The sequence below is a fragment of the Streptomyces sp. NPDC041200 genome (assembly GCF_055591805.1).
The window spans coordinates 217,664-230,026 of sequence record NZ_JBVIZF010000010.1 but is presented as its reverse complement, the minus strand read 5'-3'; the positions used below and the strand labels follow the sequence as shown (position 1 = coordinate 230,026).

Here is a 12,363-nt window from a genome sequence, read left to right as displayed (position 1 = left end):
TTTCGTCCGAGTGACATGCTGGGACCCGCGTCGGCGAAGGGGAGTGGCACCTGGGGCTGGGAACTGCCCATGGGGCTCATCGAGCCCGACGAGACCCCGGAGTGCCCTCGGCGGGGCCGGCGGCGATGACCGCGTCGAGCATGCCCCGTGACGTCTCCAGTTCCCTGATCGCGTGGCTGATGCGCTCGCGTTCCTGCCGGAGTTCGGCCACGAGCCCGGGGCACACGGGTGCGAGCTGCGCGCCGTCGTCGCGGACGCAGGGGAGGACGCGGGAGATGGTGGCCGTCGGCAGCCCGGCCGCGAGAAGGGTGCGGATGCGCCGGACCGTGGTCACGTCGGCGTCGCGGTAGACCCGGTAGCCACTGGGCAGGCGCTCGGGCGTGAGCAGACCCTGCTCCTCGTAGTAGCGCAGCAGCCGTTCGCTGACACCGGTCCGCCGGACCATTTCCCCCATGCGCATGTGACCTGCACCCCACTGCGTTGACTCTCACATGGATGTCAGACTCTAGCCTCTGAGCATGACGAACAAGGACACTGATCACGGCCTGCGCACCCGCTCCTCCCTCGGCCGCGTGGTGCGTGGCAGCGGGCCGGGTCTGCTGCTCGCCCACGGCGCGGGCGGCGGCATCGACGCCAACTACGGGCCGGTGCTGGAGCAGCTGGCCGAGCGGCACACGGTGGTGGGGCCGGACTACCCCGGCGCCGGGCGTACCCCGCGCGCCGACGCGCCGCTCACCCTGGACGGGCTGGCCGACGAACTGGTCGCCACCGCCGTGGAGGAGGGCCTGGAGACGTTCGCCGTCGCGGGGTACTCGCTGGGCGGCCCGGTCGCCGTACGAGCCGCCACCCGCCACCCCGAACGCATCACCGCGCTCGTTCTCACCGCCGCCTTCGCCCGCCCCAATCCGCGGATGCTGCTGGTAGCCCGGCTCTGGCGCGACCTGTTGCGCGCCGGGGATCCGGAGCGGCTCGCCGCTTTCCTGTCGCTGATGTGCGCCGCGACGCCCGCCCTGGACGCGTCGGAGCAGGACGACCTCGACGCCGCGCTCAAGACTGTCGCAGCCACTGTCCCGCCGGGCACGCCGGACCACGTGGACCTGATCCTCGACGATGTCGACGTACGGGCCGACCTCGCCGCGATCGTGGTGCCCACCCTGGTCATCTCCACCACGCTGGACCAGTTGGTCACCCCGTATCACCATCGGCAGCTCGCCGGCGGCATCCCGGGGGCACGACTCGCGGAGCTGGCCACCGGCCACCTTCCGTTCGCCGAGGATCCCGCCGGCTGGGGGTCGCTGATGGGCGACTTCCTCCGGGAGGCGGGTGCCGGGGCGTGACGCGAGGTGGCCCTCGCCGGAGGGAGGCGAATGGCCGCCAGCTCACTCCTCCTCGCGCCGCTGCGGGGCGAGCTTCGCCCAGGCGCCGAACGCCGCGGCTACCGCGAGCAGGCCGAGGCCGATCCAGAGGTTGATGCGGATGCCGTCGGCCTTGGCCAGTTCGGCGGGGCCGTCCGTCACACCCAGCACGGTGAGGACGGCGCCGTACAGGCCGAGGAGTCCGGCGATGAGCCGGCGGACGTCGAAGGTCTTTCCCGGGGGCATGGGGTTCTCTCCGTTCATACGGCGACGACCAGCCAGACGCTCAGGGCCGCGGTCAGGGCCAGGATGATGCCGCCGAGGACGACCGGGGACTTCCACCAGGGTTGCCGTACGGAGGCTTCGTGGGCGTCGGGGGAGTCGGGGTCGGGGAGGCCCCATACGAGGCCGCGGAGTTCGGACTCCGGCTTCGGCTCGGTGACGAAGGTGACCGCGATCGTGACGACGGCGTCCACGATGAAGGCGAAGAGGGCGCCGTAGAAGTTGGCCATCTGCGCGTTGATGGTGTCGTGCGGGCCGACTTCGCCGCCGGGGTAGAACCAGCCGATGTGGTAGGCGGAGAGGTGGGCGACGGCGGCCGCCGCCGTGCCGGAGAGCATGCCCCAGAAGCCCGCCCACGGCGTGACCCGCTTCCAGAACATCGCCAGCAGGAAGGTCGCGAACAGCGGCGAGTTGAAGAAGGAGAAGAGGAGCTGGATGTAGTTCTGGATGTTGTTGTACTCGGAGGCGACGAACGCCGCGGCGACGCTCACCGCGATGCCCGCGACCGTGGCGTAGCGCCCGGCGGTGAGGTAGTAGCGGTCGTCGCGGCCGCGCACCACGTACGGCTTCCAGATGTCGTACGTGAACACGGTGTTGAAGCCGGAGATGTTGGCCGCCATGCCCGCCATGAAGGCGGCGAGCAGGCCGGTGAGGGCGATGCCGAGCACCCCGGTCGGCAGGAAGCGCTGCATCATCTCGGGGATGACATCGTTGTACGTGGGCCCGCCCGGCTTCCCCAGTTTGGGGATGATGACCAGGGCGATCATGCCGGGGACCACGGTGAACAGCGGCAGCGCCATCTTCGGGAAGGCCGCGATGAGCGGGGTGCGGCGGGCGGCGTTGAGGTCCTTGGCGGCGAGTGAGCGCTGCACCTCGGCGAAGTTGGTGGTCCAGTAGCCGAAGGCGAGGACGAAGCCCTCGCCCATGGCGAGGCCGATCCAGTCGCCGAGCGGGTTGGTCCAGTGGCCGGGGGTGGTGCCCTGCCAGGTGTGCAGCAGGGCGGGGTCCTGGACGGCGTCCCTGAGGCCGCCGAAGCCGCCGACGTAGTGCAGTCCGATGACGACGATGGGGATCAGGCCGGCGAGGATGACGAAGAACTGGAGTACCTCGCCGTAGATCGCGCCCGCCAGCCCGCCCAGGGTGATGTACGCGAGGACGAAGACCGCGGACAGCACGATGGACAGCCACAGTGGCCAGCCGATCAGCAGCTTGACGATCAGCGCGAGCGCGAAGAGGTTGACGCCCGCCAGCAGCATCTGCGCGACGGCGAAGACGACGCTGTTGAGCAGGTGGGTCTGGTTGTTGAAGCGGCGGCGCAGGTATTCGGAGACGCTGTGCACCCGCGTCGAGTAGTAGAACGGCATCATCACTACGCCGAGGAAGACCATCGCGGGGATCGCGCCGAGCCAGTAGAAGTGCACCGCGGCGGCCCCGTACTGGGCGCCGTTGGCCGCGCCGCCGATGATCTCCAGGGCGCCGAGGTTGGCGGATATGAAGGCGAGGCCGGTGATCCAGGCGGGCATGGAGCGCCCGGCGAGGAAGAAGTCGCCGGTGGTGCGGACGGCGCGCTTGGTGTAGAGGCCGATGGCGATGATCGCGCCGAAGTAGACGATGAGCAGGAACCAGTCGACGGCCCCGAGGTCCAGGGTGCCGGTCATGCCTCGGCCTCTCCCGCGTCGGCGGGGCGCGGGGCGTGCCCCGCGGCGAAGCCGATGACGACGTCGGCGGCATCGCGGCCCGGGGCGACGCGGCGGGCGTTGACCTCGTCGGAGGTGAGGACCCAGCGTTCGGCCTCGGCCGGCTCCTTGCCGAACCGCTCATGGCGGTCGATCAGCCGCCGTACCCGCTCCTCGGTGTCCAGCTCGACCCACCAGGTCTCGTCCAGCAGTTCGCGCAGCGGGCGCCAGGGTGCCTCGTCCAGCAGCAGGTAATTGCCCTCGGTGATGACGAGCGGGACCTCGGGCCGCACCGGGATGGAGCCCGCGATGGGCTGCTCCAGCTCGCGTTCGAAGCCCGGCGCGTACACCGGCTCGCCGGGGCGCGGCTCCTTCAGGCGCCGCAGCAGTGCGGTGTAGCCGTACGGGTCGAAGGTCTCCGGGGCGCCCTTGCGGCCCAGCAGGCCGAGGCGGCGCAGCTCGACGTCGGCGAGATGGAAGCCGTCCATCGGGACCAGGACCGCGCGGTCGGGGCCGAGGGCGCCGACCAGGTACTCGGCGAGGGTGGTCTTGCCGGCCCCGGGCGGTCCGGCGATGCCGAGCAGCCGGCGGTGGCCGGAGTCGGCCAGGCGCCGGGCGCGTTCGAGGAGTTGCTGGGGAGTCATGGCAGGTCTTTCGGGAGTGCGGGTCTTTCGGGTAGCCCGGGTCTTTCAGGGGAGTCCGGGTGGGTGCGGGGTCAGGCCGTGGTGCGGGCGTGTGCGGCCTTGAGGTGGTCGGCGATGTACGAGCGGGCGTGGGTGGCGAGGTCCGGGCCGTCGGACCACAGGTTCCGCCAGACGGCGAGGTCGTGGGAGAGGCCGGGGGCGACGACGGCCGACGAGAAGCTCTCGAAGGTGATCGGGCCCTGGTAGCCGATGTCGGCGAGGGCGTGGAAGAAGGCGGGGAAGTCGATGGTGCCGGAGCCGAGGTAGCCGCGGTGGGACTCGCCGATGTGGACGTAGCCGAGGCGGTCGCCGCACGCGCGGACCGGGCGGGAGAAGTCCTGCTCCTCGATGTTCATGTGGTACGTGTCCAGGTGGACCACGACGTTGCCGGCGCCGGTCTCGTCGATCAGGTCCAGGCACTGGCGGGCGGTGTTGACGACGTTGCTCTCGTACCGGTTGACCACCTCCAGGCCGAGCGTCACCCCGAGGCCGTCCGCCTCGGCGGCCAGCCGGCGCAGCGCCCGGACGGCGTGCTCGCGCCCCCGGGCGGTGGCGGGGCGGCCGTACTTGCCGAGGGCGCTGTAGAGCACCCCGCCGAAGTAGTCGCCGCCGAGATCGTGGGTGATGCGCAGGGCCTGCCGTAGCAGCGCCTCGCCGCGGGCGGCGGTCTCCGGGTCGTCGGAGGAGACGTCGGAGTCGAAGGAGAGGCCGCGGGAGCAGGCCACCCGCAGGCCGTGGTCGGTGAGGACCGCGCGGGTGTCCTTCACGTCCACCAGCTCGGGGTCGTGGAGGGAGATCTCGACCAGGTCGTATCCGGCCTCGCGGCTGCGGGCCGCGGCGGTCCTGGCGCCCTCGGGCGTCCAGTCGCCGGTCCACACCAGTGCGTGCACTCCGAGGTCGTTCATTGGGTCCCTCCGCGTCGCTGCGTGCGTGATGCCTGCCTGATGTTACGCATCTTTTGCGTGAGAGCAATACATAAGTGTGCTTGGGGTTGGTCGTAAAGGGCGGTACGGTGTGGGCGGTACAGAACAGAACGTGAACACGGAGGACAGGGCCCGGTGGCGGAAGCGGTCTCGGCAGGTCAGGCGCATCCGACGGGCCCAGGGGCGGTGCTGGCGCTCATCCGCGGCGGCCGGGCCACCACCCGGGCCCAGCTCATGGCCGCGACCGGCCTGTCCCGGTCCACCATGGCCAGTCGGCTGGAGGCGCTGGGCGAGGCCGGTTATCTGGAGGTGTCAGGCGCGGCCGACTCCACGGGCGGCCGCCCCGCGGGCTCCTTCCGGCTGCGCCGCGATGCCGGGGTGTTGCTCGTCGCCGACATCGGCGGCAGCCATGTGCACACCGCGCTCGCCGACATGGGCTGCGACGTCCTCGTCTCGCACCGCCGCGACCTCAGCGTGGGCGAAGGCCCGGACGTGGTCCTCGGGCAGGTCGCCGCCGACTTCCGGCGGCTGCTGAAGGAGACGGGCGAACCGGCCGAGCGGGTGCGCGGCATCGGCATCGGGGTGCCCGGCCCGGTGGAGGCCGGCACCGGACGCGTCGTCAGCCCGCCCATCATGACCGGCTGGGACGGCTATACCGTGCCGGACTTCTTCCGCGGCGCCTACGACTGCCCGGTGCTCGCCGACAAGGACACCAACCTGATGGCCCTCGGCGAACACCGCGTCAACTGGCCCGACCGCCGCCATCTGCTCTTCGTCAAGGCGGGCACCGGCATCGGCTCCGGCCTCGTCCTCGGCGGCGCGCTCCACCACGGCTCCCAGGGCGCCGCGGGCGACATCGGCCACATCCCGGCTCCGGGCCTCGACGAGACCTCTCCCGACGCCCCCGTGTGCCGCTGCGGCAACTCCGGCTGCCTGGAGGCCCTGGCCGGTGGCTGGGCCCTGGTCCGCGACCTCACCGCCGCCGGGCACGACGTCGCCACCACCGACGACGTCGTGGCTCTCGTCCGCTCCGGCAACGGCGACGCCGTACGGCTGCTGCGGCAGGCGGGCCGTCTGCTCGGCCAGGGCGTGGCCGACGCGGTCAGCCTCCTCAACCCGTCGATTCTGGTCATCGGCGGCGGGCTCGCCCACGCCCAGGAGCACCTGATCGCGGGCATCCGCGAGGTCACCTACCGCCGGTCCCTGCCGCTGGCCACCCGCGATCTGCGCGTCGTCCTGTCCCCGCTGGGCACCCGCGCGGGCGTCACCGGCGCGGCCCACATGGTCGCCGACGCCCTCTTCGACCCGGCGACGGTGGACGCGCGGCTGCGTTAGGGGCGTCTTCCGGATCAGCCCGGCTCAGCGGGCGGCCGTCCAGGAGTGGGCGACGTCCAGGATCACCTTGCCGTCCGACTGGAAGACGCGGAACGGCAGCCGTGCCCGCACGCCCAGCCCGACTTGGGTGTCGCCCTCGAAGCTGGCGCCGTAGCGGGTGTCCCGGAAGGTCTTGTAGCCGGAGACGTTCACGCCCGGCAGCGGCTGCCTGGCCTTGCCCGGGTACGTCTTCTCGCTCGCCTCGTAGTCGTAGCTGGGGGCGCCCACCCGGATATCCAGGATGGCCCCGCCGTTCACCGGGATCGGGTCGCCGGAGCCGTCCTGGTAGAGCGCGTCGACGTAGCGCACGTCGAACCGCACCTGGTCGGCGGCGGTGGCGCCCTTCACGTCGAAGACCATGCGGTCGAAGCACTCGTGCTGACCGGTCCTGATGTTCTCCAGCGGCTTGTGGTTCCCCGAGGGCGCCGTCTTGTCGCCGCTGCCCCAGCCGGTCGCGCAGGCCGCGGCCGTGCCCGCGGTGGCGGTCTGTGCCGCGCCCGCCGTTCCCGCCGTCCCCGCCAGTCCGGCGCCTGCCAGCACGATCGCCGCGAGCGCTGTACCCCACCGTCGCATGATCAATCCCCAACGTGTCGATTGGCCAGTGATTCATGGGGTTTGACGGGTTGGAGAGGCGCAGGGTTGTCCCGAGGGGCGCGTCTTGTCGCAAAAGGTGTGGTCGGGGATGACCCTTCAGGGTGGGGTTACCCTCAGCGCCCACCGGCCGGGTGACCGGATGGGAACGCCCGTCCGGTTCGGACAGGCTCGTCCCCATGCCACTGATGACCGGCAAGACCGCCGCGCTGGCGCTCGCCATCGCCGCCACCGCCTCCGTCCTGGCCACCGTGTCCTCCGCCGACGCGACCGGGGGGAGGGCCGCCACGCCGCCCCTCGGCTGGGGGACGTGCGCGGGCGACGGGCATGACGCCCGCCAGGAGTGCGCCACGCTCTCCGTGCCGCTGAACTACCGCGACCCGGACGGGAAGCGGATCACGCTCGCCGTCTCCCGCATCCGCAGCGAGCGGCCGGACGCCCGCCGCGGCACGCTGCTGCTGATCCCCGGCGGCCCCGGGGAGGCCGGCCTGAACCGGCCGTCCACCCAAGGAAAGCGGCTGCCGCAGTCAGTGCGGGACGCGTACGACCTCGTCAGCTTCGACCCGCGCGGAATGGGGAAGTCCACGTCCGCGAGCTGCGATCTGGCGACCGAGGACCTGTCCCTGGACCACGTCCGCCCCTGGCCCGCGGCCGACGGCGGCATCTCGGAGAACGTCACCACCGCCCGCCGCATCGCGGACACCTGCGCCCGCAACGGCGGCGACCTGCTGCCCACCCTCAGCAGCGTCAACGAGGCGCGCGACATCGACAGCATCCGCCGGGCGCTCGGCGAGCGGAAGCTGTCGGCTTGGGGCAGGTCGTACGGGACGTACCCGGGATCCGTGTACGCGCAGCTGTACCCGGAGCGCACCGACCGCTGGGTGCTGGACAGCAACGACGACCCGGACCCGGAGCAGGTGGAGCGCCGTTGGCTGGCCAACTTCGCGGTCGGCACCGAGGACAGCTTCCCCGCCTTCGCCACCTGGGCCTCCGCCCCCGGCAATCCGGGCCGTCTCGCCGATACGCCCGCCGGGGTGCGCCGCCGCGTCCTCGATCTGGCCGCCCGGCTGGACGCCGAGCCGCTGGAATGGAAGGGCGCCAACCCGCCCGAGCTGAACGGCAATGTGTTCCGCCAGAGCGTCCTCACGGCCCTGTACTCCCAGGACCGGTTCCCGGGACTGGCCCGGCTCATCGAGGACGCGGAGGACGGCAAGGTGCCCGCCGCCGCGCCGCCGGACCTGCCGCAGGACTCCGCGGCGGTGTCCTTCGCGACGATCTGCAACGACGTGGAGTGGCCGGCGTCGGTCCCCGGTCATGCCCGTGACGTCGCCGCCAGCCGCGTCTCCCACCCGCTGACCGCGGGCATGCCGGTGAACATCACGCCGTGTTCGTTCTGGCGCTACGAGCCCCAGGACAAGCCGGTCCTCATCACCGACCGGGGTCCGTCCAACGTCCTGATGGTGCAGAACCGCCACGACGTCGCCACCCCGTACAGCGGGGCGCTGAACCTGCGCCGCGCCTTCGGTGACCGGGCGCGGATGGTCACCGTCGACACCACGGGCCACGGCGCGGCCTACATCCCCGCGCCCTACGGCAGCTCCTGCGCGGACCGTGCGGTGACGGACTACCTGGTCGGCGGCGTGCGACCGGCGCGCGATGTGTCCTGCGCGCCGGACGCACGGGACCGGTGAGCGCTCAGAGGCGCTCGGGGGTCCGGATGCCCAGCAGCGACATCCCCTGCCGCAGCGTGCGGGCGGTCAGGTCGGACAGGAAGAGCCGGTTCTCCACCTCGGCCGGGCCGCCCTCCGCCTTCAGGACCGGGCACTGGTCGTAGAAGGTCGTGAAGAGCGAGGCCAGCTGGTAGAGGTACGCGGCCAGCTTGTGCGGCTCGTAGGACGAGGCGACCTCGGCCAGCGTCTCCGCGAACTGGTCCACATGCAGGCCCAGTGCCCGCTCGGCGGGGGCCAGCGGCAGCTCCGGGTGGGCCAGCGGACGCTGCGTCTCGTCGGCGCGGCGCAGGATCGACTGGATGCGGGCGTACGCGTACTGGAGGTAGACCGAGGTGTCGCCGTTGAGCGAGACCATCTGGTCGAGGTCGAACTTGTAGTCGCGGGAGGCGGAGGTGGACAGGTCGGCGTACTTCACCGCGCCGATGCCGACCTGTGCGCCGCGCTCGGCGATCTCCGCCTCCGTGAGGCCGAGCTTCTCGCTCTTCTCCCGGACCACGGCCGCGGCCCGCTCGCTCGCCTCGTCGAGCAGGTCCTCCAGCCGGACCGTCTCGCCCTCACGGGTCTTGAACGGCTTGCCGTCCTTGCCGAGGACCGTGCCGAAGGCGAGCTGGACGGCGTGCGTCTTCTCGTTCAGCCAGCCGATCCGGCGGGCGGTCTCGAAGACCATCTTGAAGTGCAGCGACTGCCGGGCGTCCACCACGTACAGCAGGGTGTCGGCCTCAAGGTTCTGCACCCGGTCGCGGATCGCGGACAGGTCGGTGGCCGCGTATCCGAAGCCGCCGTCGGACTTCTGGACGATCAGCGGCACCGGGTTGCCGTCCGGGCCCTTGACGTCGTCGAAGAAGACGCACAGCGCGCCCTCGGAGCGGACGGCGACGCCGGACTCCTCCAGCAGGCGGCAGGTCTCCGCCAGCATGTCGTTGTAACCGGACTCGCCGACCACATCGGGGTCATGGACCTCGATGTCGAGCTTGTCGAAGACCGAGTAGAAGTAGATCTTCGACTCGTCGACGAACTTCCGCCACAGGGCGATCGTCTCCTCGTCCCCGGCCTGGAGGTCCACCACCCGCCGCCGGGACCGCTCCTTGAACTCCGGGTCGGCGTCGAAGAGCGCGCGCGCCGCCTTGTAGAGCCGGTTCAGGTTGGACATCGCCTCTTCGCCGGAGGCGGCGTCCTTGTGGTCCAGCTCGTGGGGGTGCTCGATCAGGTACTGGATGAGCATGCCGAACTGGGTGCCCCAGTCGCCGATGTGGTGGCGGCGGACCACCTTCTCGCCGCTGAACTCCAGGATCCTGACCACCGCGTCGCCGATCACCGCCGAGCGCAGATGGCCGACGTGCATCTCCTTCGCCACGTTCGGCTGGGCGTAGTCGATCACGGTCGTGCCCGCGTCCGCCGCGAACGGGATGCCGAGCCGGTCGTCGGCGGCGCGCGCGGCGAGGGTCGCGGTGATGGCGGAGTCCGCGACGGTGATGTTGAGGAAGCCGGGGCCGGAGACCTCGATGTCGGCGATCACCGAGTCGGGGTCGGCGGAGGTCGGGGCGACCGGAAGGCGCTCCACGACCTGTGCCGCCAGCTCGCGCGGATTCCCCTTGAGCTTCTTCGCCAGCGCCAGCATCCCGTTGGCCTGGAAGTCGGCCCGGTCGCTTCGTCGCAGCAGCGGGTCCGCGGAACCGGCCTCCGGCAGGGCAGCCATGAGGGCGTCCGCGACGCGCTGGTGGACCGAAGCGGCAAGGGAGGGGACCGAGGCCATGGGTGAGGTGCCGTTCCTATAGAGGGCTGGGTTACCAATCTGGCCACACCAGTATTTCATGGCCCGTCCAACCCTTTCTGCGGGCTGTGGACAGCTGTGGATAACTCTCGATGTGCCCTCGGCGCGCCCGCGATGTGGATAACGCCGACAACCTGTGGGCAACCCCGAAGGCGCCCTCTCCGTCTGGGACAATGGTCGGTGCCATGACCGCAAGGAAGGAAGTGCCGACCGTGGCTCAGAGCACCGAGACCGACTGGGTCTCCCGTTTCGCGGATGAGGTCATTGCCGAGGCGGAGCGACGCGCGCCCGGCAAACCCATCGTCTGCGCCTCGGGTCTCAGCCCGTCCGGCCCGATCCACCTCGGCAACCTGCGCGAGGTCATGACGCCGCACCTGGTGGCCGACGAGATCCGGCGCCGCGGGTACGACTGCGTCCACATCGTGTCCTGGGACGACTACGACCGGTACCGGAAGGTCCCGGCCGGGATCGACCCGTCCTGGTCCGAGCACATCGGCAAGCCGCTGACCTCGGTCCCGGCCCCGCCCGGCTCCACGTACCCGAACTGGGCCGAGCACTTCAAGGCGCCGATGATCGAGGCGCTGAGCGCCATGGGCATCGAGTTCCACGGCATCAGCCAGACCGAGAAGTACACCTCCGGTGCCTACCGCGAGCAGATCCTGCACGCGATGCGCCACCGCGAGCAGATCGACGCCGTGCTCGACCGGTACCGCACCAAGGACAAGGACAAGCAGGCCGCGAAGAAGCCGCAGCAGAAGCAGCAGAAGCCGGTCGACGAGGCCGAGCTGGAGGCCGCCGAGGGCTCCGGCGCGGCCGCCGAGGACGACGGCAGCGCGGGCGGTGCCGGGTACTACCCGTACAAGCCGTACTGCTCGGTCTGCGAGCGCGATCTGACGACCGTGACCTCGTACGACGACGAGACCACGGAGCTTGCGTACACCTGCGCCTGCGGCCACGGCGAGACCGTGCTGCTCAGCGAGCACGACCGCGGCAAGCTGGTCTGGAAGGTCGACTGGCCGATGCGCTGGGCGTACGAGGGCGTCGTCTTCGAGCCGTCCGGTGTCGACCACTCCTCGCCCGGCTCCTCGTACGTGGTCGGCGGGCAGATCGTCCGCGAGGTCTTCGGCGGCGACCAGCCGATCGGCCCGATGTACGCGTTCGTCGGCATCAGCGGCATGGCCAAGATGTCCTCCTCCAAGGGCGGCGTGCCGACCCCGGCCGACGCGCTGGAGATCATGGAGGCGCCGCTGCTGCGCTGGCTGTACGCGCGCCGCCGGCCGAACCAGTCCTTCAAGATCGCCTTCGATCAGGAGATCCAGCGCACCTACGACGAGTGGGACGCCCTGGAGCGCAAGATCGGCGACGGTTCGGCGCAGCCCGCGGACGCCGCCGCGCACAGCCGGGCGACCCGCACCGCCTCCGGTGAGCTGCCCCGTACCCCGCGCCCGCTGCCGTACCGGATGCTCGCCTCCGTGGTGGACATCACCACCGGGCACGACGAGCAGACGCTGCGCATCCTCGGCGAGCTGGACCCGGCGAACCCGGTGAAGTCCCTGGACGAGACGCGGCCGCGGCTCGACCGGGCCGAGCGCTGGATCACCACCCAGGTCCCGGCCGAGCAGCGCACCCGGGTCCGGGACGAGCCGGACACCGAGCTGCTGGCCTCGCTCGGCGAGACCGAGCGCGCGTCGCTGCGGCTGCTCCTCGACGGGCTGGACGAGCACTGGTCGCTCGACGGGCTGACCACGCTGGTCTACGGCGTGCCGAAGCTCCAGGCGGGGCTGTCGGCGGACGCCAAGCCGACGCCGGAGCTGAAGGTCGCGCAGCGGGCGTTCTTCGCGCTGCTCTACCAGCTGCTGGTCGGGCGGGACACCGGACCGCGGCTGCCCACCCTGCTGCTCGCGGTGGGGGCGGACCGGGTGCGCAAGCTGCTCGCGGCCTGAGCCGGGAGGCCCTAGCCGGACGACCCTGAGCCGGG

The 12,363-nt window shown here is 71.4% G+C and carries 11 protein-coding genes; 4 read left to right on the top strand and 7 right to left on the bottom strand.

Translation table 11 applies throughout. The features are described from left to right. Nucleotides 1–76: 76 nt before the first annotated feature. On the bottom strand, nucleotides 77–460 hold the full coding sequence (locus tag ACZ6CL_RS23580) for a MerR family transcriptional regulator (protein WP_468938355.1): 384 nt from the start codon (nucleotides 458–460) through the stop codon (nucleotides 77–79). A 58-nt stretch (nucleotides 461–518) separates the two neighbouring features. Between ACZ6CL_RS23580 and ACZ6CL_RS23575 the strand changes: the two genes are divergently transcribed. Continuing rightward, on the top strand, nucleotides 519–1,337 hold the full coding sequence (locus ACZ6CL_RS23575) for an alpha/beta fold hydrolase (RefSeq protein WP_468938352.1): 819 nt from the start codon (nucleotides 519–521) through the stop codon (nucleotides 1,335–1,337). A 42-nt stretch (nucleotides 1,338–1,379) separates the two neighbouring features. Here the strand turns inward: ACZ6CL_RS23575 and ACZ6CL_RS23570 are convergent, their stop codons facing one another. From ACZ6CL_RS23570 to ACZ6CL_RS23555, 4 genes are all read right to left on the bottom strand, one after another. Then, entirely contained in the window at nucleotides 1,380–1,601 is a 222-nt protein-coding gene (locus ACZ6CL_RS23570; protein WP_468938350.1) for a hypothetical protein, read from the bottom strand. A gap of 14 nt (nucleotides 1,602–1,615) precedes the next feature. After that, nucleotides 1,616–3,295: a sodium:solute symporter family protein gene (locus ACZ6CL_RS23565; RefSeq protein ID WP_468938348.1), complete on the bottom strand. Its 1,680-nt coding sequence runs from the start codon at nucleotides 3,293–3,295 to the stop codon at nucleotides 1,616–1,618. Then, nucleotides 3,292–3,957 (bottom strand): nucleoside/nucleotide kinase family protein, encoded by a 666-nt coding sequence (locus ACZ6CL_RS23560; RefSeq protein ID WP_468938347.1) that lies wholly within the window; start codon nucleotides 3,955–3,957, stop codon nucleotides 3,292–3,294. The genes ACZ6CL_RS23565 and ACZ6CL_RS23560 overlap by 4 nt, the downstream gene beginning before the upstream one ends. Nucleotides 3,958–4,028: 71 nt before the next feature. Continuing rightward, nucleotides 4,029–4,901 carry a sugar phosphate isomerase/epimerase family protein gene (locus tag ACZ6CL_RS23555; protein WP_468938344.1) on the bottom strand — a complete coding sequence of 291 codons (873 nt, stop codon included), beginning with the start codon at nucleotides 4,899–4,901 and terminating at the stop codon, nucleotides 4,029–4,031. Nucleotides 4,902–5,054: 153 nt separating this feature from the next. Between ACZ6CL_RS23555 and ACZ6CL_RS23550 the strand changes: the two genes are divergently transcribed. After that, nucleotides 5,055–6,254 (top strand): ROK family transcriptional regulator, encoded by a 1,200-nt coding sequence (locus ACZ6CL_RS23550; RefSeq protein ID WP_468938342.1) that lies wholly within the window; start codon nucleotides 5,055–5,057, stop codon nucleotides 6,252–6,254. A gap of 24 nt (nucleotides 6,255–6,278) precedes the next feature. On the opposite strand, the gene ACZ6CL_RS23545 is transcribed toward ACZ6CL_RS23550, so the two are convergent. Continuing rightward, nucleotides 6,279–6,866 carry an AMIN-like domain-containing (lipo)protein gene (locus tag ACZ6CL_RS23545; RefSeq protein WP_468938340.1) on the bottom strand — a complete coding sequence of 196 codons (588 nt, stop codon included), beginning with the start codon at nucleotides 6,864–6,866 and terminating at the stop codon, nucleotides 6,279–6,281. Nucleotides 6,867–7,063: 197 nt separating this feature from the next. On the opposite strand from ACZ6CL_RS23545, the gene ACZ6CL_RS23540 reads away from it, so the two are divergent. After that, nucleotides 7,064–8,575, top strand: a complete 1,512-nt coding sequence (locus ACZ6CL_RS23540; protein WP_468938338.1) for an alpha/beta hydrolase — start codon at nucleotides 7,064–7,066, stop codon at nucleotides 8,573–8,575. A gap of 4 nt (nucleotides 8,576–8,579) precedes the next feature. Here ACZ6CL_RS23540 and argS read toward each other — a convergent pair whose 3' ends face one another. Next, complete coding sequence (gene argS, locus ACZ6CL_RS23535) at nucleotides 8,580–10,367, bottom strand: arginine--tRNA ligase (protein ID WP_468938336.1); 1,788 nt, start codon at nucleotides 10,365–10,367, stop codon at nucleotides 8,580–8,582. Nucleotides 10,368–10,570: 203 nt separating this feature from the next. Between argS and lysS the strand changes: the two genes are divergently transcribed. Then, nucleotides 10,571–12,328 carry a lysine--tRNA ligase gene (gene lysS, locus ACZ6CL_RS23530; protein ID WP_468938335.1) on the top strand — a complete coding sequence of 586 codons (1,758 nt, stop codon included), beginning with the start codon at nucleotides 10,571–10,573 and terminating at the stop codon, nucleotides 12,326–12,328. Nucleotides 12,329–12,363 lie beyond the last annotated feature (35 nt).

What these genes read in the sequence shown, in the direction of transcription:
- argS (WP_468938336.1), bottom strand. Translation starts at nt 10,367, where the DNA reads ATGGCCTCGGTCCCCTCCCTTGCCGCTTCGGTCCACCAGCGCGTCGCG.
- ACZ6CL_RS23540 (WP_468938338.1), top strand. Translation starts at nt 7,064, where the DNA reads ATGCCACTGATGACCGGCAAGACCGCCGCGCTGGCGCTCGCCATCGCC.
- ACZ6CL_RS23570 (WP_468938350.1), bottom strand. Translation starts at nt 1,601, where the DNA reads ATGCCCCCGGGAAAGACCTTCGACGTCCGCCGGCTCATCGCCGGACTC.
- ACZ6CL_RS23560 (WP_468938347.1), bottom strand. Translation starts at nt 3,957, where the DNA reads ATGACTCCCCAGCAACTCCTCGAACGCGCCCGGCGCCTGGCCGACTCC.
- lysS (WP_468938335.1), top strand. Translation starts at nt 10,571, where the DNA reads ATGACCGCAAGGAAGGAAGTGCCGACCGTGGCTCAGAGCACCGAGACC.
- ACZ6CL_RS23575 (WP_468938352.1), top strand. Translation starts at nt 519, where the DNA reads ATGACGAACAAGGACACTGATCACGGCCTGCGCACCCGCTCCTCCCTC.
- ACZ6CL_RS23565 (WP_468938348.1), bottom strand. Translation starts at nt 3,295, where the DNA reads ATGACCGGCACCCTGGACCTCGGGGCCGTCGACTGGTTCCTGCTCATC.
- ACZ6CL_RS23555 (WP_468938344.1), bottom strand. Translation starts at nt 4,901, where the DNA reads ATGAACGACCTCGGAGTGCACGCACTGGTGTGGACCGGCGACTGGACG.
- ACZ6CL_RS23545 (WP_468938340.1), bottom strand. Translation starts at nt 6,866, where the DNA reads ATGCGACGGTGGGGTACAGCGCTCGCGGCGATCGTGCTGGCAGGCGCC.
- ACZ6CL_RS23580 (WP_468938355.1), bottom strand. Translation starts at nt 460, where the DNA reads ATGCGCATGGGGGAAATGGTCCGGCGGACCGGTGTCAGCGAACGGCTG.